The 18081-nt window shown below is 62.9% G+C and carries 15 protein-coding genes and 4 tRNA genes; 3 read left to right on the forward strand and 16 right to left on the reverse strand.

Translation table 11 applies throughout. From position 1 onward, the window contains the following. Window position 1: 1 nt before the first annotated feature. From rplK to KLP42_RS11210, 7 genes are all read right to left on the reverse strand, one after another. Entirely contained in the window at window positions 2–433 is a 432-nt protein-coding gene (gene rplK, locus KLP42_RS11180; protein WP_215566680.1) for a 50S ribosomal protein L11, read from the reverse strand. 150 nt (window positions 434–583) lie between these two features. Continuing rightward, window positions 584–1114 (reverse strand): transcription termination/antitermination protein NusG, encoded by a 531-nt coding sequence (gene nusG, locus KLP42_RS11185; protein WP_143128063.1) that lies wholly within the window; start codon window positions 1112–1114, stop codon window positions 584–586. A gap of 17 nt (window positions 1115–1131) precedes the next feature. Continuing rightward, entirely contained in the window at window positions 1132–1332 is a 201-nt protein-coding gene (secE, locus tag KLP42_RS11190) for a preprotein translocase subunit SecE (protein WP_215566682.1), read from the reverse strand. A 193-nt stretch (window positions 1333–1525) separates the two neighbouring features. Further along, a tRNA-Trp gene (locus KLP42_RS11195) sits at window positions 1526–1601 on the reverse strand. A gap of 578 nt (window positions 1602–2179) precedes the next feature. After that, window positions 2180–3355 (reverse strand): elongation factor Tu, encoded by a 1176-nt coding sequence (gene tuf / locus KLP42_RS11200; RefSeq protein ID WP_143128073.1) that lies wholly within the window; start codon window positions 3353–3355, stop codon window positions 2180–2182. A 175-nt stretch (window positions 3356–3530) separates the two neighbouring features. Beyond that, window positions 3531–3604 (reverse strand) — tRNA-Gly (locus KLP42_RS11205). A gap of 28 nt (window positions 3605–3632) precedes the next feature. After that, a tRNA-Tyr gene (locus KLP42_RS11210) sits at window positions 3633–3717 on the reverse strand. 206 nt (window positions 3718–3923) lie between these two features. On the opposite strand from KLP42_RS11210, the gene KLP42_RS11215 reads away from it, so the two are divergent. Beyond that, a complete protein-coding gene (locus KLP42_RS11215) occupies window positions 3924–4805 on the forward strand; it encodes a TrmH family RNA methyltransferase (RefSeq protein ID WP_215566684.1) in 882 nt (293 codons plus the stop codon). A 34-nt stretch (window positions 4806–4839) separates the two neighbouring features. Here KLP42_RS11215 and KLP42_RS11220 read toward each other — a convergent pair whose 3' ends face one another. The 5 genes from KLP42_RS11220 to KLP42_RS11240 form a co-directional block, all read right to left on the reverse strand. Further along, window positions 4840–5247 (reverse strand): response regulator, encoded by a 408-nt coding sequence (locus KLP42_RS11220; protein WP_215566686.1) that lies wholly within the window; start codon window positions 5245–5247, stop codon window positions 4840–4842. Between the two features lie 135 nt (window positions 5248–5382). Further along, the gene (locus KLP42_RS11225; protein ID WP_215566688.1) at window positions 5383–6444 is read right to left on the reverse strand and encodes a response regulator; all 1062 of its coding nucleotides are present in this window, start codon (window positions 6442–6444) and stop codon (window positions 5383–5385) included. Between the two features lie 12 nt (window positions 6445–6456). Continuing rightward, window positions 6457–8790 (reverse strand): ATP-binding protein, encoded by a 2334-nt coding sequence (locus KLP42_RS11230; protein ID WP_353844863.1) that lies wholly within the window; start codon window positions 8788–8790, stop codon window positions 6457–6459. Next, window positions 8787–9281 carry a putative pterin-binding protein gene (locus tag KLP42_RS11235; RefSeq protein WP_215566690.1) on the reverse strand — a complete coding sequence of 165 codons (495 nt, stop codon included), beginning with the start codon at window positions 9279–9281 and terminating at the stop codon, window positions 8787–8789. Before KLP42_RS11235 ends, KLP42_RS11230 begins: the two co-directional genes overlap by 4 nt. Before the next feature lie 121 nt (window positions 9282–9402). Beyond that, window positions 9403–9855: a chemotaxis protein CheW gene (locus tag KLP42_RS11240; protein ID WP_215566692.1), complete on the reverse strand. Its 453-nt coding sequence runs from the start codon at window positions 9853–9855 to the stop codon at window positions 9403–9405. Between the two features lie 829 nt (window positions 9856–10684). Here KLP42_RS11240 and KLP42_RS11245 point away from each other — a divergent pair. Next, complete coding sequence (locus tag KLP42_RS11245; protein WP_215566694.1) at window positions 10685–11533, forward strand: FkbM family methyltransferase; 849 nt, start codon at window positions 10685–10687, stop codon at window positions 11531–11533. A 146-nt stretch (window positions 11534–11679) separates the two neighbouring features. Here the strand turns inward: KLP42_RS11245 and KLP42_RS11250 are convergent. Further along, window positions 11680–11755 (reverse strand) — tRNA-Thr (locus KLP42_RS11250). 166 nt (window positions 11756–11921) lie between these two features. Here KLP42_RS11250 and KLP42_RS11255 point away from each other — a divergent pair. Next, window positions 11922–12695, forward strand: coding sequence for an NAD kinase (locus KLP42_RS11255; protein WP_215566696.1), 774 nt, complete (start codon window positions 11922–11924; stop codon window positions 12693–12695). 120 nt (window positions 12696–12815) lie between these two features. Here KLP42_RS11255 and prfB read toward each other — a convergent pair. From prfB to KLP42_RS11270, 3 genes are all read right to left on the reverse strand, one after another. Continuing rightward, window positions 12816–13944, reverse strand: a protein-coding gene (prfB, locus tag KLP42_RS11260) for a peptide chain release factor 2 (RefSeq protein WP_502941293.1) whose coding sequence is annotated in 2 segments (ribosomal slippage) — window positions 12816–13874 and window positions 13876–13944 — 1128 coding nt in all. Because the reading frame shifts where the segments join, the coding sequence is not laid out codon by codon here. Window positions 13945–14054: 110 nt separating this feature from the next. After that, window positions 14055–16511, reverse strand: coding sequence for a penicillin-binding protein 1A (locus tag KLP42_RS11265; protein ID WP_215566700.1), 2457 nt, complete (start codon window positions 16509–16511; stop codon window positions 14055–14057). A 271-nt stretch (window positions 16512–16782) separates the two neighbouring features. Beyond that, complete coding sequence (locus KLP42_RS11270) at window positions 16783–18045, reverse strand: N-acetylmuramoyl-L-alanine amidase (RefSeq protein WP_215566702.1); 1263 nt, start codon at window positions 18043–18045, stop codon at window positions 16783–16785. Window positions 18046–18081 lie beyond the last annotated feature (36 nt).

Here is an 18081-nt window from a genome sequence, read left to right on the forward strand (position 1 = left end):
ATCAAGCCACCACTTCCAGGCCCATGGAGCGGGCAGAGCCCTCGACCATCAGCATTGCGCCTTCGACGTCAGCCGCGTTCAGATCCTTCATCTTGGCTTCGGCGATCGCACGGACCTGAGCCTTGGTGATGGTGCCGACCTTGGCGCCCTTGCCCGGCGTCTTGGAACCGGAGGTGATCTTCGCTTCCTTCTTCAGCCAATAGGTCATCGGCGGCTGCTTCATTGCGAAGGTGAAGGACTTGTCCTGGTAGTAGGTGATGACGACCGGGATCGGCATACCCTTTTCCATTTCCTGCGTGGCGGCATTGAACGCCTTGCAGAATTCCATGATGTTGATGCCACGCTGACCAAGTGCGGGGCCAATCGGCGGGGACGGGTTAGCGGACCCTGCCTTGACCTGCAGCTTGAGCTGGCCTGCGACTTTCTTAGCCATTTCTCTCTGCCTTTCCTGTAAAGACCGGTTGCCCGGCCCTCGATGCCGGATTTCTCCGGCGGCTGCGGTTGCGTGGTTCGTCTGAACGGCCCGGCTTCAGGCCGACATCCTCCCACGCGGATCGGGGGAGATCTACACTCCCCTCATCGATCAGACCTTTTCGACCTGACCGTATTCCAGCTCGACCGGCGTTGCGCGGCCGAAGATCGAAACCTCGACCTTCAGGCGCGAGCGCTCCTCGTCGACATCCTGAACGATGCCATTGAAGGAGGCGAACGGACCGTCCGAAACGCGAACCTGCTCGCCGATCTCGAAGGAGATCGAGGACTTCGGCCGCTCGACACCTTCCTGCACCTGACCCAGGATCCGTTCCGCCTCGTAATCCGGAATCGGAACGGGCTTGTTGTCGGACCCAAGGAAACCAGTCACCTTCGGCGTGTTCTTGATCAGGTGATAGGCCTCGTCCGTCAGGTTGGCGCGCACCAGCACGTAACCTGGAAAGAACTTGCGCTCGCTGTCGACCTTGCGGCCGCGACGCACCTCAACCACCTTCTCGGTCGGCACGAGGATCTTCTCGAAGAGATGCTCAAGCCCCTTCTGGCGAGCCTTCTCCTCGATCGATTCCGCGACCTTCTTTTCGAAATTCGAATATGCGTGAACGATGTACCAGCGCGCCGCCATGTCTCTCCCCACCCGGATCAGATATTGATGTTCAGCACAAGGCTGATGAGCCAGCCGATCAGCTGGTCAGCGGCGAAGAAAAACAGCGCAGCAAAAATCACCATTACCAACACCATGGCAGTGGAGATCATCGTCTCGCGACGCGACGGCCAGGTGACCTTGGACGTCTCGGCGCGAACCTGCTGCAGAAACGCAAATGGATTGGTTTTGGATGCCATATCTGCCCACGCAATTACGGCGCGTAAAGCTGACATCTTCAGCCCCACGCACCGCGTGTCTGTTTAACCCTACATAAACGCCGTGGATGCCTTTCACAAGAGCAAAAACAGCATTCGCTACATTTTTGCCGTGACAGGGCCGGCCCCCTTCCTAGCAAGGTTCTATGAAAATCGCATGTCACCAAGTCAGGAATGGCAGGGGCAGAGGGGCTCGAACCCCCGACCTGCGGTTTTGGAGACCGCCGCTCTACCAACTGAGCTATACCCCTTTGTCTGTCCTGCGAAGGTTGCCCTTCACAAGCATGGCGCTCCCTTTAAGATGCGAATCCCGGCTTGGCAAGTGGGTTTCGACAGCAGACGACGAATTTCCGTCAGGCTGTGGAAGATCTTAGCGCGATGCGCCCGCCCTTTCCCCTTCCCGCGTACAGTTCCGGTTGGCCCCGGCGCCCGGCGCATTCTCGAAGGTGCAGCGCGCCTCGGGAGGATTGCCACAGACGCGGGCAAGCGCCTTGTAGCCAACACACCGGCCATCCGGCCCACGATAGCCCGGACCTCCCTTGCAGCCACAGCCGCGGCACGGCGGTCGCTCCGGGCAGGCGGCAAGGGCAGTGCCTGCCGTCTGCGGCAACACAAGCGCGAATGCTGCCCACAGAAACGACAGCATGATGATTCGCGGCGTAACGCGCACAAAGGAAGCAATTGCCGACAATGTGATTCTGTCTCCGGTTTTCATCCGCGTTATTTGATCGCGCCGCGTCTCGCCTGCCGCGGCATCGATGAGCCACCTGCAACGACAAAGGCCCCGCCGTTGCCGGCAGGGCCTTCGCATCCACCCTTGCGGGAGAAATTACTCGACGATGGCGGCGACGATGCCGGCGCCGACGGTGCGGCCGCCTTCGCGGATTGCGAAGCGCAGCTTTTCTTCCATCGCGATCGGAACGATCAGCTCGACGTCAACGGTCACGTTGTCGCCCGGCATAACCATTTCCGTGCCTTCCGGCAGCGTCACGATGCCCGTCACGTCCGTCGTGCGGAAGTAGAACTGCGGACGGTAGTTCGTGAAGAACGGCGTATGACGGCCGCCTTCTTCCTTCGTCAGGATGTAGGCTTCGGCCTTGAACTTCTTGTGCGGCTTGACGGTGCCCGGCTTGCACAGGATCTGGCCGCGCTCGACGCCGTCACGGTTCACGCCGCGGATCAGCGCGCCGATGTTGTCGCCGGCCTGGCCCTGGTCGAGCAGCTTGCGGAACATTTCAACGCCGGTCACGGTCGTCTTGGAGGTGGCGCGGATACCGACGATCTCGACTTCTTCGCCAACCTTGATGATGCCGCGCTCGACGCGGCCGGTCACGACCGTACCACGGCCGGAGATCGAGAACACGTCTTCGATCGGCATCAGGAACGGCTGGTCGATCGGACGCTCCGGCGTCGGGATGTAGGCGTCAACCTGGGCCATCAGTTCGCGCACAGCGTCTTCGCCGATCGTCTTGTTGGAGTCTTCAAGAGCGGCAAGAGCCGAACCCTTGACGACCGGAACATCGTCGCCCGGGAAGTCGTAGGACGACAGCAGTTCGCGCACTTCCAGCTCGACGAGTTCGAGAAGCTCGGCATCGTCAACCTGGTCGACCTTGTTCAGGAACACGACCAGAGCCGGAACGCCGACCTGGCGGGCCAGCAGGATGTGTTCGCGCGTCTGCGGCATCGGGCCGTCAGCGGCCGAGCAAACCAGGATCGCGCCGTCCATCTGTGCGGCACCCGTGATCATGTTCTTTACGTAGTCGGCGTGGCCGGGGCAGTCGACGTGCGCGTAGTGGCGGTTCGCCGTCTCGTACTCAACGTGAGCCGTCGAGATCGTGATACCACGGGCCTTTTCTTCCGGCGCGGCGTCGATCTGGTCATACGCCTTGAATTCACCGAAGTACTTCGTGATCGCTGCCGTCAGAGACGTCTTGCCATGGTCAACGTGGCCAATCGTGCCGATGTTCACATGCGGCTTGGTACGCTCAAACTTGCTCTTTGCCATTGATGCTTCCTGTGATCGTAAAGAATGGTGGACCCGCGGGTGCGGATTGGTGTCGCCGTTTAAGGCTTTCCCGTGCGATGCGCAAGACATAATTGCGGCCCTTGCCGGGACAACGAAGCCCGGCCGGCAAACAGTCTGGGAGGCATCGCGAAAATCGGCAGCGCCATGGACGAACTGGAGCGGGTAGCGGGAATCGAACCCGCGTATTCAGCTTGGAAGGCTGCTGCTCTACCATTGAGCTATACCCGCGGGGCGGCTTGTCGGTCGAAGATCGGAATGGTGGAGGGAGTTGGATTTGAACCAACGTAGGCTGAGCCAACGGATTTACAGTCCGTCCCCTTTAACCACTCGGGCATCCCTCCAGTATTCCGTCTGGACCGAAGACCAAGCTCGTCTTTCCGTGTCTGCAGTTTCGTTCGCCGCAGTCACGGCGGCGTATATGACTGCCAGTTCGGCTGCTGTCAACACGGCTCGAAACGAAAAATGACAGAAAAATTTAATCGCGGCGGAGAGCCTGTGGAGAAGGCCGGGACTATGCCGGAATTGCGCCAGCCTATATAAGGCGCGCATGAGCAAGAATGATAACAAAGACAAATCCGCCCGCGACACGCATTACGCGACGCTGCGCCGCCAGGTGCGCGACGCCAAGCGCGAGCGCGGCGAAATCCCCACCCCGCCGCTGAAGAAGCGCCGCAGCAATGCCGACTGGACGCCGCCGCAACTGGCGCCCGAACAGGTGTTTCTCTATGGCCTGCACACAGTGCGCGCTGCGATCGACAATCCCGAACGCAAGCTGATCCGGCTCTGCGTTACCCAGAACGCGCTGGGCCGGCTGGAGATCGGCGACACCGATGCCCTGCCCTTTCCTGTGGATATCGTCCCGCCGCAGGAGATCGACCGGGTGCTCGGCCCGGAGGCGATCCACCAGGGCGTGATGCTGGAAACCCGGCCGCTGCCGGTGCGCCGTCTGGATGCGCTGAAGGAAAGCCGCCTGCTGCTGGTGCTCGACCAGGTCACCGACCCGCACAATGTCGGCGCGATCATGCGCTCGGCCGTGGCCTTCGATGCCGGCGCCATCATCACCACCCAGCGCCACAGCCCGACCGAATCCGGTGTGCTGGCCAAATCCGCCTCCGGTGCGCTGGAGCTCATTCCCTATATCCAGGTGACCAATCTCGCCGAAGCGCTGGGCGAACTGCACCGCCTCGGCTTCCAGACGATCGGCCTCGATTCGGAAGGACCCGCCCCGATCGAGGGCACCTTCGCCGGCGAGCGCGTCGCGCTGGTCCTTGGCTCGGAGGGAAAGGGGCTTCGGCAGAAGACGCGGGAGACGGTAACCTCGCTTGCCCGCCTCGACATGCCGGGCGCCATCAAGTCGCTCAACGTCTCGAATGCGGCAGCCATTGCGCTCTATGCCACGCGCCTGCATCTGGGGAAGACGGCCGGCTGATTGCTCGCCGCTCTTGCGAAGGGAATGCCCGGTCTCAGCCGCCGGGCTGGCCGAAGCGGCGCATACGCTCCGGCGGCAGCGCATCCTTGCCGGCATGCACGGCGGCCGCATATTGAATGGAGCCGATCAGTTCCAGATCGAACAGCGGTTTGGAAATCACGCCGAGCGCGCCCGGAATGTCGTCATCGAGCGCTTCCGGATTGGCGGTCATGAAGACGACAGTCTTGCCGTCGGCTGCAAGATGTTTGCCGATCGATGGCCCCGTCGGTCCATCTTGAAGCTGGACATCCACGAGCGCGATGTCGCAGGCATCGGCAAACCGCATGGCATCGGCACGATTGGCGGCGATTCCCGCCACCTCGTGTCCGAGCGCAATCACGGCATCCTCGATATGCAGCGCGATGAGCAACTGATCTTCAACGACCAGAATCTTGAATGGCATGGCCCCTCTCTACCCTTGCAGAACACAAGAACGCAAGCCTGCAGCAAAGGTTCCTGAAGCTGAAAATGAGCAAGCCCCTTCCTGGCATCCGGCGAACGCCCAGGCCGGCGCCCCGGCGCCTCCCCGGCGGGCACCTCAGCCCACCGCCGCCATTTCACCCACGGAGCCGGCCGGTGTCACCGCCATGATCTTGCGGATGTCCGGCAGCGCCGCCACGAAGGCCGCAACGCAGGCCGGGTCGAACTGGCTGCCGGCACGGTCCTTGATGTGCTGGATGGCCCGGTCCAGGCTCCAGGCCTCCTTGTAGGGGCGCGCGCGCGTCATGCCGTCGAAGCTGTCGGCAATGGCAACGATGCGGCCGGCCAGCGGCACCGCCTCGCCCGCCAGCCTGTTCGGATAGCCCTGCCCGTCCCACCGCTCGTGATGGGCGCCGGCAATCTCGGCGGCAAGCTGCAGCAGGCTGGATCGCGACTGGCCGAGAATATGGCCCCCGACGGAGGAATAGCTCCTCACCTGCGTCGCCTCGGCATCCACATAGGTGTAGCGCTTCAGGAGCATGGCATCGGGGATGCCCACCTTGCCGATGTCATGCATCGGCGCGGCGACCCGGATGTCGCTGCAGATCTCGGCCGGCAGGCCATAAGCGCGAGCGATCGCCTCGGCATAGGCGCCGACGCGTAGCGTGTGCAGTGCGGTGTCGGTGTCCTTGTAGGTGGCGGCCAGTGTCAGGCGATAGATGATTTCCTGTTCGCGTTCCCGCAATTCCTCGACGGCCCTCGCCACCTCGCGCCTGATCCACTCCGCCTTTTCCGCCAGCTGGTTGCGCGCCTCCATCAGCGCCACGAGGTTGCGGATACGGGCCTGGAATTCCACGGGATTGACCGGCTTGGTCAGAAAATCGATGGCCCCGGCATTCAGCGCGGTCATTCGGGTCGCCGTGTCGCCGTCGGCGGTCACGACGACGAAGGGCTTGTCGCGATACTTGTCGAAGCGGCGGATCTCGACCAGCAGGTCGACGCCGTTATAGACCGGCATCTGGAAATCGATCACGCCGATGTCGAAATCCAGCTCCGGCATGGCGTTCAGCACCTCCTCCGGCGAGGAAAACCCGATGCCGGTGCAGCCGGCCACGGTGCCGGCCAGCTTCTTCAGCAGGATGAGGTTCGTCTTGTTGTCGTCGACGACGAGAATTTTCATGGTCATCACTCCTTAGGCGGCAAGGGAAGCATGCGCGGCCTTGACCAGCCGCGTCAGTCTTTCGATTTCATCGGTCTCCGGCTCGCGATGGCGAAGCGCCTGCGCGAGTTCGGAAATGTCCATCAGCCCCACATTGGAGGCGGAGCCCTTCAGGGCGTGCAGCAGCGGATCGAGCTGGCTGCGGTCGCCGGAACGCATGCACGCCGCAAGCCCCGTCAGGATCTCGGCGGCGTCCTCGAAGAAGGCGTCCAGCAGTTCCTGGAAACCGTCTTCACCCAGAACGTCGATGATCTCCTGCCGCCGCAGCGATTGCAGAGGGGAACCGGCCGGCTGCTGCGCCGGCTCCTTCGCCGCCCCCTTCTCCGGCAGGCTGTCGCCAGCCGCGGGCGCGCCGACGGCAACCGCTGCGACCGGCTTTCCGGGCAGGCCGACCACAACACCGGCCGGCGCCGCAACGGACAAGGGCGCGGAAGGCGCAGCCTCCACCTGCTGCGGACGCTGGCTGCCGATATCGAGGAGCACGCGGTGCAGCACCGCAATGCTGATCGGCTTTGCCTGGAAGCCGTTCATGCCGACCTCCAGGCAGGTGCGCCGATCCTCGTCGGAGGCATTGGCGGTCAGCGCCACGATCGGCGTGGCGGCGGAGGGGCCGGGCTTGCCACGGATCTGCCGGGCGGCTTCGATACCGTCCATCACCGGCATCTGCATATCCATGAGTATCAGGTCGAAGGCTTCGGCGCGTGCGCACTCGACGGCCAGCGCGCCATTGTCGGCCATCACCACATCCTGCCCCAGGTGGCGCAGATAGCCAAGGATGACCTGCTGGTTCACCTTGTTGTCCTCGGCGACCAGGATTCTGAGGCGCTGCGGCTGCGCCAGCGCCGTTTCGGCACCCGTGCCGGCTGCAGCACTCGGCGCATCGGTCGCTTCCACCGGCAGCTCGAACCAGAAGATGCTGCCCTCGCCCGGAACACTGTCGACGCCGACCTCGCCGCCGAAGCGGTCGATGATTTCCTTGCAGATGGTAAGCCCAAGGCCGGTGCCGCCATAGCGACGGCTGATGCTGGCATCCACCTGCGAGAAGGGACGAAACAGCTTGGCCCGCCCGGCTTCGTCAATGCCGATGCCGGTATCCTCCACCTCGATCCGCAGCCACAGCACGCCCTTGCGCAGGGTCTGCTGCATGCGCAGCGTCACCATGCCGTCCTGGGTGAACTTCAGCGCATTGCTCATCAGGTTCAGGATCACCTGCCTCAGCCGGGTGGGGTCGGAGAGGACGAAGGGCGCCCGCCATTTTTCCGGCAGGTCGAGCGTGATGGTATTGCGCGATTCGACGGCCCGCCCGCGCATCATCTCGACGCTGGTTTCGCCCAGTTGCTGCAGGTCGACAGGCCGGCGCTCCAGTTCCAGCTTGCCGTGTTCGATCTTGGCATAATCGAGGATCTCGTTGATGATGTCGAGGAGCGCCTCGCCGGAGCCGCGGATGGTGCGCACGTGGGCGGCGGCCTCCGGCGAAAGCCGCGTCAGCTCCAGGAGTTCGACCATGCCGAGAATGGCGTTAAGCGGCGTGCGGATCTCGTGGCCCATGGTCGCCATGAACTGTGACTTGGCCCGGTTGCCGGCCTCGGCCGCCTGGTAGGACACGCTCAGCTGCTCGGCCATCGCCTCCAGGCTCACGCCGGCCGCCTGCACGTTGCGCAACTGTCGCTGCAGCGTGACGATCAGCACGGCGACCGACACCACCAGCAGGCCGATCAGCCCCATCGCCTTGCGCTGCAGCGCGTCGATCTCGATGCGGCTCTGCGCCCGTTCCGCGCTGACAAAGGTATTGGTATAGATCAGCAGGTCGCCGCTTTCGCGCGACAGCATGGCAAGGTCGCCATCGAGCGCCGCCAGGTCCGTGCGCGAGACGGAATTGCCGCCGAGAATGGCATCGAAGACCGGCTGGCTTGCCAGCGTGATCTGCTGGATGGTGCGCAGGCTCCGTCCCACCTCCGCATCGGCGGCGAAGCTTTCCTCGAACTGCGCCTTGCGCAGCGTGTTGATGCGCGAATAGACGATGTCGTAGCGTAGCGACAGATCCTGCAGACGCTGCTCGCCCAGATCGTTCCGGGCAAGCATCAGTTCGAGGGTCTGGTGCAGGTCCTGCGCCTCCCGGTTCAGCTGGTGGACGGACCACATGGCGTTTTCGCGCACCGTGTCGCGCATGGCGCGCTGGCGATTGGCAATGTCGATATAGACCGACACCAGGATCGCCAGAAGCACAACGGCCAGCACCTGCAGCACCACGGTGATGCGGCTGGCCTTGCGAATCACGTCACCGCTGAAGGGGGTGGCTGGGTTCACGGCTGGACCTCGATCTCCTTGATCTGCCAGACGGAGCGCGAGAAATACTTCTCGTTATAGAGCGCCGGCTCCAGATCGAAGGGATAGATCAGGAAGAGCGGCCCCTTGTCGCGCACAGACAGCAGCTTGCCATTGGCACGGGTGGCGAGCATCGTGTCGTGGGCGGTCGCATCCTCGATCGGCACGGTGGCGAAATAGTCGTTGAGCGCCCGCACCAGAAGCACATTGCCCTTGGCGCCGGCCGCCTCAAGCACGGCACGCAGCAGCGGCCCCTTGAACTCGGTTTCACCCTCGGTCCAGGGCGTCTGCATGCGGCCGGTGCGCCCGGCCAGCTTGTCCAGCATCGCCATGTCGAACTGGGCGGTGGCGCCCGCATTGGCATTGGTCAGGGCACCGCGCACGGTCAGCACCACCGGGCCGGTCGGCTTGTCGAGCGACCAGGCGGACGTTGCCGTGGTCAGAAGAAGGGCAAGAACAGTCAGGATGCGCATGGGATCCTCATCGGCAGGATTTTGGGGGAAACAGGGTCATCTCTGCCGCCATCCTGGCGGCGCCGGCCTCGGGGATCGCCCGGCCCTCCGGTGCAGGCGGCGGGCGTGGCGGCACGTGGTGTCACGCCGCCTGCGGAATGACGTCGGTCTCGAACAGACGCTCCACATTGATGAAACAGATCATGCCATTGGCGTGGGTGATGATGCCGTCGCAATAGCGGCTGTCGAAGGAGGAGAACACCGCCGGCACCGGCTGCACCTCCTCCACGGGAACCGAGAGCATGTCGGTCACATGGTCCACCAGCAGCCCCAGCACCGTCACACCCGCCTCCACCACGATGATGGCGCTTCGGTCGCTGCGCTGCGCCGGCGCCATGCCGAGCCGCTGGGCAAGATCGACGGTGGGAATGACCGTGCCGCGCAGGTTCATCACACCCAGCATGTAGTGAGGCGCATTCGGCACCGGCATGGACGGCGCCCAGCCGCGAATCTCCCGCACACTGGTGGTCCGGATGCAGAAGTCCTGGGCACCCAGACGAAAGGCAATGATTTCAAGCACACTCGACGATCTCATGGCGCACTCCGCTCCTCCCGCGCAATCCGCCGGCAGCGGGTGCGGCCGGGCAAGCGGGACCGGATTGCCATAAACCCGGAACGTTCGCCGAACGGCCGTGACCCTCAGCCGACACGAGCCGGCGCCGCGCCCTCCCGCCGCCTCCACGACATGCGGTTTACCGGCCACAGCCCGCTCATCGATCGGATCCGCCCGCATCGGCGCCGTGGATGCCACAACATCACCCGATGCCAAAAAACTTAGGGCAAGGTCTCTAAGCAAGTCTGAATCGCTTGCTTCAAGTTGCATCTTTTATCAGGCTTTTCTAAAATTTGAACACTTGTGTGGTGTTGCAACTGGCCCTGAGGCAGTCTCCTCAGTCAACGTGAGCTGTCGTCATCACGTTACCCCATCGTCACGGGCGCCGAAATCCGCACACAGACGTGTTTTCCGGCGAGGTGATTGGCCATAAGCGGTCGGCGAATCTTGTACCTGTGAGACGACAACTCATCACATCGCAGCTGACGCCCGCATTATTGCCCGAGCCTCTTGCGGCTGTATTGGGCCGGAGGGCGGTGCGGAATGAGAATACGGGCAAATCGAACGGAAGGAAATCAAGTCCCGAATTCGCGCAGAAAAGATTTTCCTCGTCTGCCCGCATGCGGACTGCAACAACGTCAATGCCTTCAGAGAGATGGTGTGCAATTGCTGATCTGCCGTGATTCGCGCGCGAATGATTACCGAGGTAGCGTTACATCGATTTTTTCGTCCCCCACCCCCCGTATTTTAGGGTTTTATCTTGATCCGAAATGCGCGACAGCTTGTCAGCATCAGACGGGGGGCACAGCAAATGACGGTACTGGAACGACAGGTCTTGGACCAGTTGTCGCGCGATCTGGATGAGATCGAGCGCACGACAAAGATGATCGATAACTACGCGCGGATGACGCCCGAAATCGTCGAGCACACTCAGGCAGGCGTCACGTACAAATTCATCATATATCACCACGAGTCCAAAGCGTGGTTTGGCGACGAAAAGCCGGATGGTGCCATGGCGGCCGTAAAGAGGCTTGACCTTCTCCGCCCGGACGACATTGTTTTCGACCTCGGCTGCAACAGCGGATATCATACGACGTGGTTCGCCAAGCTTGTCCCCAATGGCCACGTGCACAGCTTCGACCCGTTCCCCTGGAACACAGCGGCGACAAAGGCGCAGGCAATCCTCAACGGTTGCAGCAATGTCACCACGCACACGGTCGGTCTGGGCAACAGCCAGAGAACCATTACCACCGATGTCACCGGTTCAAAAACGTTCAATGCGGGCAGCGGACGGAAGAACTATTCGATGGATATCGAGATATGCACCCCGGACCACTATCTCCGCTACAATCCGACGTTCCTCAAAATCGATATTGAAGGAGCCGAGTATGAACTTGGTGACACCAAGCTGCTACCCCATTGGTCTGTCCAGCGTGGATATGTCGAAATGCACACCGCATTTATCCGGGCTGGCGGTGGCGAGCCTGCATTCTTCCTCGATCAACTGGTCAAAAACAAGTTTGAAGTCCTCGACAGCCGGCATACGCCAATGACCACCTTCCCCGAGGTCAACGAGACTGCATACTATTTCAGACGACCCGTCCAAAGAGCACCGGTCGCAGAAAGATTGAAGGCTGCCGTAAAGAGCGTCTTTGCCTGAAGGCGTCCGCCTCCTTCACCGATACCCATGCAGCAAACATCGGAGCGCGCCGGCATGCCGGCCGCTTCAGGTTCCCGGCATCACGAGTGCAACAGCACGACAGGAACGCGTCACAGACAAACACTCTTCAAAATCAAGGAGAAAAATGGTGCCCCCGGCAGGGTTCGAACCCGCGACCCCCTGATTACAAATCAGGTGCTCTACCAACTGAGCTACAAGGGCACTCTTGGCTTGCGAGTTAGCATATTCTGCCCTCGTGTAAAGGAAAAATTGCGCCGCCCGTGGGGCGATTGCGCCCGCGGCGGGAAGGCGGACACGGCGCGGGTGGCGGGAAGGCTTGTCGGGGCTCGCGCTTTCCCGTACCAAGGCAAAAGCGATAGGGGCTCCCATGTCTTTGAAGAACCACCGCCTTTGCTTTCTCGCATCCTCCTCGCCGGAGGCGCAGATCGCGTTCCAGGAACTGACGGACCTTTATGGCAACCATTCGGAGCAGGAGGCGGACACCATCGTCGCGCTCGGTGGCGACGGTTTCATGCTGCAGACGCTGCACCAGACGGTCAACAGCGGCAAGCGCATCTATGGCATGAACTGCGGCTCCGTCGGCTTCCTGATGAATGACTACCGGCTGGACGGGCTAAAGGAGCGCATCGACCAGGCGGTCGAGAACGATTTCCACCCGCTTCAGATGAAGACGCGCAACGTCGATGGCACCACCTCGCTGGCGCTCGCCATCAACGAGGTCTACCTGTTTCGCCAGTCCTATCAGGCCGGCAAGCTGAGGGTGACGGTGGACGGCCACGTGCGGCTGGAAGAACTGATCTGCGACGGGCTGATCATCGCGACGCCTGCCGGCTCCACCGCCTACAATCTCTCCGCCCACGGGCCGATCCTGCCGCTCGATGCGCCGCTGCTGGCCATGACGCCGGTCAGCGCCTTTCGGCCGCGGCGCTGGCGCGGCGCGCTCCTGCCGAACCGGGTCAGCGTCGAGATCGACATTCTCGAACCGGAAAAGCGGCCGGTGAATGCCGTGGCCGACAATACCGAGGTGAAGAGCGTGCTGCATGTGCGCATCTCGCAATCGCGCCACCGCACCGCGCGCATCCTGTCGGATCCCGATCATTCCTGGTCGGAACGTATCCTCGCCGAACAGTTTTCGGACTGACATCCAGGCTGCGCCGCACGACATGAAAAAGGGCGCGCCGCCCGGTGGTGGCACGCCCCTGTCGTTCATTCACGCCGCCCGATCACACGCGGGTTCACCCACGCGACAATCGCGGCGCGATCAGTCGATGTCGGCAACCTCGCCGCCGCTGCCGCTGATGCGGTGGGCAAGTGCTGCTTCCATGAACTCGTTCAGCTCGCCATCCAGCACATCGCCCGGAGCCGTGCTTTCCACGCCGGTGCGCAGGTCCTTGACCAGCTGATAGGGCTGCAGGACATAGGAGCGGATCTGGTGGCCCCAGCCGATATCGGTCTTGGAGGCCGCCTCGGCATTGGCCGCTTCCTCGCGCTTCTTCAGCTCGGCTTCATAAAGGCGGGCACGCAGCATGTCCCACGCCTTGGCGCGGTTCTTGTGCTGGGAGCGTTCCTGCTGGCAGGCCACCACGATGCCGCTCGGAATATGCGTGATGCGCACGGCCGAGTCGGTGGTGTTGACGTGCTGGCCGCCGGCGCCGGACGAGCGGTAGGTATCGATGCGGCAATCGCTCTCGTTGATCTCGATCTGGATCGATTCATCCACGACCGGATAGACCCAGATGGACGAAAACGAGGTGTGGCGGCGCGCATTGCTGTCATAGGGCGAGATGCGCACCAGGCGATGCACGCCCGATTCGGTCTTCAGCCAGCCATAGGCATTGTGACCCTTGACGAGAATGGTGGCAGACTTGATGCCGGCCTCTTCGCCCTCGTGCATTTCCAGCAGCTCGACCTTGAAGCCCGAGCGTTCCGCCCAGCGGGTGTACATGCGCAGCAGCATGTTGGCCCAGTCCTGCGATTCGGTGCCGCCGGCGCCGGAATGCACTTCCACATAGGTATCGTTGCTGTCGGCTTCGCCGGAGAGCATGGCTTCGACCTGGCGGCGGGATGCTTCCGTCCTCAGCCCCTTGAGGGCCTCCTCGGCATCGCGCACGACCGAATCGTCGCCCTCTTCCTCGCCAAGCTCGATCAGTTCGACATTGTCCCGCAGCTGCTGCTCGAGCGACTTCACGCCGCTGATGGCATCATCCAGCTGCTGGCGCTCGCGCATCAGCTTCTGGGCTTCGGCGGCATCGTTCCAGAGGGTCGGATCCTCTGCCTTGTTGTTCAACCAGTCCAGTCGTCTTATCGCCTGGTCCCAGTCAAAGATGCCTCCTCAGCAGGCTTATGGCCTGCTTGATTTCGTCGACAATATTCAGGGTTTCGTTGCGCATCCTTTGCCTTTTTCGTTCTTCTGGCGGGAATGGCCGTGCATAGTGGCCTGCACGGCGGATGTAAACCCCGGCCCGCGGCGCGGCGCCGGGGCCTGGCCGAAAGGTCGGGATCAGAAGAGCCCGCCGGAACCCGAGGTGACGGCCTGCTGCGCCTGCGGCGAGCTTTTCAGGATTTCCTCCGGCGGCAACTGGTCGCCCATGCCGATGACGGAGAGGGAATCCGCCGGGCCGGTGCCGGGCTTGAAGGCTTCGACGATGGTATCCGGATCGCCTTCGACGGCCGCCATGCCGGTTTTGCGGTTGACGGCGATGAACTGCATGCCGGCCGGTACCTGGAACTTGCTGGGCGGCGTCACCTTGGCGGCCTGCGCCAGAAACTCGCCGAAGATCGGCGCGGCAAGCCCGCCACCGGTGCCGGCGCGGCCGAGCGGTGCCGGCGTGTCGAAGCCGATATAGAGCCCCGCCACAAGATCGGGCGTGAAGCCGACGAACCAGGCATCCTTCTCGTCATTGGTGGTGCCGGTCTTGCCGGCGACCGGGCGATCCTTGACCGGGATCTTGCCGGCCGCGGTGCCGCGCGTCACAACACCTTCCATCATCGAGGTGATCTGGTAGGCGGTCATCGGATCGAGAACCTGCTCGCGATTGTCGATCAGCGTCGGCTCTGGCTGGTTGCTCCAGTTGTCGAAGTTGCAGCCTTCGCAGGTGCGGTCCACATGGCGGAAGATGGTCTTGCCGTAGCGGTCCTGAATGCGGTCGACGAGCGTCGGCTTGATCTGCTTGCCGCCATTGGCGATGACCGAATAGGCCGCAACCAGACGCAGCACCGTGGTTTCGCCCGAGCCGAGCGACATGGCCAGCAGCGGCGCCATCTTGTCATAGATGCCGAAGCGTTCGGCATATTCAGCCACCAGATCCATGCCCATGTCCTGGGCGAGACGCACCGTCATCTGGTTGCGCGATTTCTCGATGCCGTAGCGCAGCGTCGAGGGGCCGGCACTGTCGCCGCCATAGTTTTCCGGCCGCCAGACCTCTCCGCCCGACACCATCTCGATCGGCGCGTCGAGGATCACCGAGGCCGGGGTATAGCCGTTGTCGAGCGCTGCCGAATAGACGAAGGGCTTGAAGGCGGACCCCGGCTGGCGCATCGCCTGGGTGGCGCGGTTGAACTCGGACTGGCCGAAGGAAAAGCCGCCGACCATGGCCAGAACGCGGCCGGTATGCGGGTCCATGACCACCATGCCGCCCTGCACCTTCGGCGGCTGGCGCAGGCGGAAGGTGCCCTTGCGGCCCTCGATCGGCTCGACATAGACGACATCGCCCGGCTTCACCACGCCATCGGCGGGGGATTTCGCCGTCTTGCGGTCGCCCTTGGCGTCACGATAGGCCCATTTCATTTCCTCGGCGGGAATGGTGCCGCGCTCGCGCTTGTCGTCCAGCTTGCCGCTGACGGTGTCCGGCTGCAGGCCGATGTCGACGCTGCTGGCCGAAACCGCCAGCACCACGGCAAGCTTCCATTCCGGCACATCGCGCAGGGTCGGCAGCTTGGCCAGTTCCGGCCCCCAGTCGCCGGTCACGGAAACCTGCGCGACCGGGCCGTGGAAACCGCGACGCTGGTCATATTCCACGAGACCCCGCTGCAGCGCGGCTCGTGCCATCACCTGCATCTGCGGGTCAAGCGAGGTGCGCACGGACAGCCCACCCTCGTAAAGCGCCTTGTCGCCATAGGCCTGGATGATCTGCCGGCGCACTTCCTCCGCAAAATAGTCGGCCCCCAGCAGCGGCGGTGCACCGCGGCGGATGCGCACGCCGAGCGGCTGCGCCTTGGCCTCGGTGGCATCGCCGGCCGTGATGTAGCCGTTCTCCGCCATGCGGTCGATCACCCAGTTGCGACGCTCGAGCGCGGCCTTCTCGTGACGGAAGGGGTGATAGTTGGCCGGCCCCTTCGGCAGCGAGGCGAGATAGGCGGTCTCGGCGATCGTCAGTTCCGTCACCGACTTGTCGAAATAGGTCAGGGCCGCCGCGGCGATGCCATAGGAATTGAGGCCGAAGAAGATCTCGTTCAGGTAGAGTTCGAGGATCTTGTCCTTGGAATAGGTCTGTTCGATGCGGAAGGAGAGGATCGCTTCCTTCACCTTGCGGTCGATGGTCTGGTCGGCGGAAAGCAGGAAGTTCTTCGCCACCTGCTGCGTGATGGTCGAAGCGCCCTCCGGACGCCTGCCGGAGCCGAGGTTCTGGACGTTGTTCAGTACGGCACGTGCCAGACCCCAGAAATCAACACCCGGATGATTGTAGAAATTCTTGTCTTCCGCCGAAAGGAATGCTGCCTTCACGCGGTCCGGAATAGCCTGGATCGGCAGGAACAGGCGCTTTTCACGGGCATACTCCTCCATGAGCGCGCCGTTGCCGGCGTGAATGCGGGTGGCAACCGGCGGCTCGTAGGATGCCAGCACTTCGTAATTGGGCAGATCCCTGGATACGCCGGTCAGATAGACGGCGATCACGGCGGCCGCTGCGAGGAAGGCAACGCAGGCCAGTCCGAAGAAATATCCAAGCAATCTGATCATCTGCTGCTACCGCTTTGTCATCGTATGGCGCATATCGGCACCATCTCATGTTTCCTGGCGTTTTGCACGGGCGGTCAGCCAAGTGCAAGCCTTCAACCGGCCCGCAAGCGCACGAACACAAGCGCACGAGTCGCCAGCCTCGAAGCGTCTGGAGTAACCGCTCGAATGTGAGTAAAATAGGGCTCTGCCGCGACATTCACAGGCAAGACGGGCAATGGTTGCGCCGAAGCGGCAGTTTGGCGCGGCGTTGTAGCGCCGGGAACACGCTTGGTCAGCCGCCGCCGGCCACCGTTTCGCTCCGGTAATGGGCAACGGCATCCGCCAGCGCATCCGCCACCTTGTCGCGCCAGGCCGGGTCCAGCAGCAGCTTCTCGTCCTGCGGATTGGAAAGAAAGCCGAGTTCGACCAGGATGGAGGGAATGTCAGGCGCCCTCAGAACCTGGAAACCGGCCTGTCGATGCGGGTTGTTGATCAGTTCGATCTTGCCCTCGAAGGATTTCACCACACGGTCGGCAAGCGAGATCGAAAAGGCCTGGCTTTCACGCCGCGCCAGATCGAGCAGGATGTCGGCCACTTCCGGCGGGCCGCTTTCGATGGAAAATCCGGCGAGTTCATCGGACAGGTTTTCGCGCGCAGCCAACGCTGCCGCCATGCGGTCCGAAGCCTTGTCGGAGAGTGTATAGACCGTTGCGCCGCGGATGTTCTTCTGGGCCAGCGTATCGGCATGCAGCGAGATGAACAGGTCCGCCGCGCCCTGACGCGCCAGCGTCACCCGTTCCGACAGCGACAGGAAGGTATCATCCTCGCGGGTCAGGAAGGCCTTCACGCCGCTCTGGCGGTTGAGACGCTCGGCAAGGGCCTTGGCGAAGGCAAGGGTGATCTCCTTCTCCGGCGTCTTCGTCACAGCGCCGGTCGCACCGGTGTCGATGCCACCATGGCCGGCATCCACCGCAATGGTGAAGACCCCGTCCGTCGACGGATCGGCGGCGGTATGGCCGAGATCGAGCCTCGCGGTGCTGGCAAGCGGCTGGCCCCATTTCTGCCGGGAGACGATGTCGGCGAAATCCTTGGCGGTGGTCATTTCCGCGTCGAGGACCAGCCGATAGCCCTGCCCCGCAGTCTCGTTCTGGCGCACTTCGGCCAGCACCAGCTTCACCGGACGGATCGCTGCCAGCACGATGCGGGCGCTGCCCTGGGCCATGGTGCCGTAGCGGATGTCCTTGAACAGGCCGCGTGGTGCGAGATCCTTGGCGGGAAAGCCGAAGGCCGTTGCCGGCAGATCGATCACCACGCGCTCCGGCGACGCGACATAATGAACCGAGAATTCGGGCTTGGCATCGAAATCGAGGACGATGCGGGTGCGGGCATCGTCGCCGGCAATGCGGGCGGCAAAGGCCAGCAGCGGTTTCCTCGCCGCCGCCTCGGTGGCGGCAGCCGGCGACAACGCGCCCGCAACCAGCCAGACGGCGCTGGCCACAAAGATCGCCACCCCCCGCAGCACGGAGGCGAAACCGGCACTCTGAAACTGCCACATGTTGCCCAAGGATCCCTTCCCTGCTTCGCTTTCCCG

This window comes from Rhizobium sp. CSW-27 (assembly GCF_018760785.1).
GTDB lineage: Bacteria > Pseudomonadota > Alphaproteobacteria > Rhizobiales > Rhizobiaceae > Neorhizobium.

Bases quoted from the DNA above. Each gene is read 5' to 3' on its own strand.
- rplK (WP_215566680.1), bottom strand. From the start codon at position 433: ATGGCTAAGAAAGTCGCAGGCCAGCTCAAGCTGCAGGTCAAGGCAGGG.
- nusG (WP_143128063.1), bottom strand. From the start codon at position 1,114: ATGGCGGCGCGCTGGTACATCGTTCACGCATATTCGAATTTCGAAAAG.
- secE (WP_215566682.1), bottom strand. From the start codon at position 1,332: ATGGCATCCAAAACCAATCCATTTGCGTTTCTGCAGCAGGTTCGCGCC.
- tuf (WP_143128073.1), bottom strand. From the start codon at position 3,355: ATGGCAAAGAGCAAGTTTGAGCGTACCAAGCCGCATGTGAACATCGGC.
- KLP42_RS11215 (WP_215566684.1), top strand. From the start codon at position 3,924: ATGAGCAAGAATGATAACAAAGACAAATCCGCCCGCGACACGCATTAC.
- KLP42_RS11220 (WP_215566686.1), bottom strand. From the start codon at position 5,247: ATGCCATTCAAGATTCTGGTCGTTGAAGATCAGTTGCTCATCGCGCTG.
- KLP42_RS11225 (WP_215566688.1), bottom strand. From the start codon at position 6,444: ATGAAAATTCTCGTCGTCGACGACAACAAGACGAACCTCATCCTGCTG.
- KLP42_RS11235 (WP_215566690.1), bottom strand. From the start codon at position 9,281: ATGCGCATCCTGACTGTTCTTGCCCTTCTTCTGACCACGGCAACGTCC.
- KLP42_RS11240 (WP_215566692.1), bottom strand. From the start codon at position 9,855: ATGAGATCGTCGAGTGTGCTTGAAATCATTGCCTTTCGTCTGGGTGCC.
- KLP42_RS11245 (WP_215566694.1), top strand. From the start codon at position 10,685: ATGACGGTACTGGAACGACAGGTCTTGGACCAGTTGTCGCGCGATCTG.
- KLP42_RS11255 (WP_215566696.1), top strand. From the start codon at position 11,922: ATGTCTTTGAAGAACCACCGCCTTTGCTTTCTCGCATCCTCCTCGCCG.
- KLP42_RS11265 (WP_215566700.1), bottom strand. From the start codon at position 16,511: ATGATCAGATTGCTTGGATATTTCTTCGGACTGGCCTGCGTTGCCTTC.
- KLP42_RS11270 (WP_215566702.1), bottom strand. From the start codon at position 18,045: ATGTGGCAGTTTCAGAGTGCCGGTTTCGCCTCCGTGCTGCGGGGGGTG.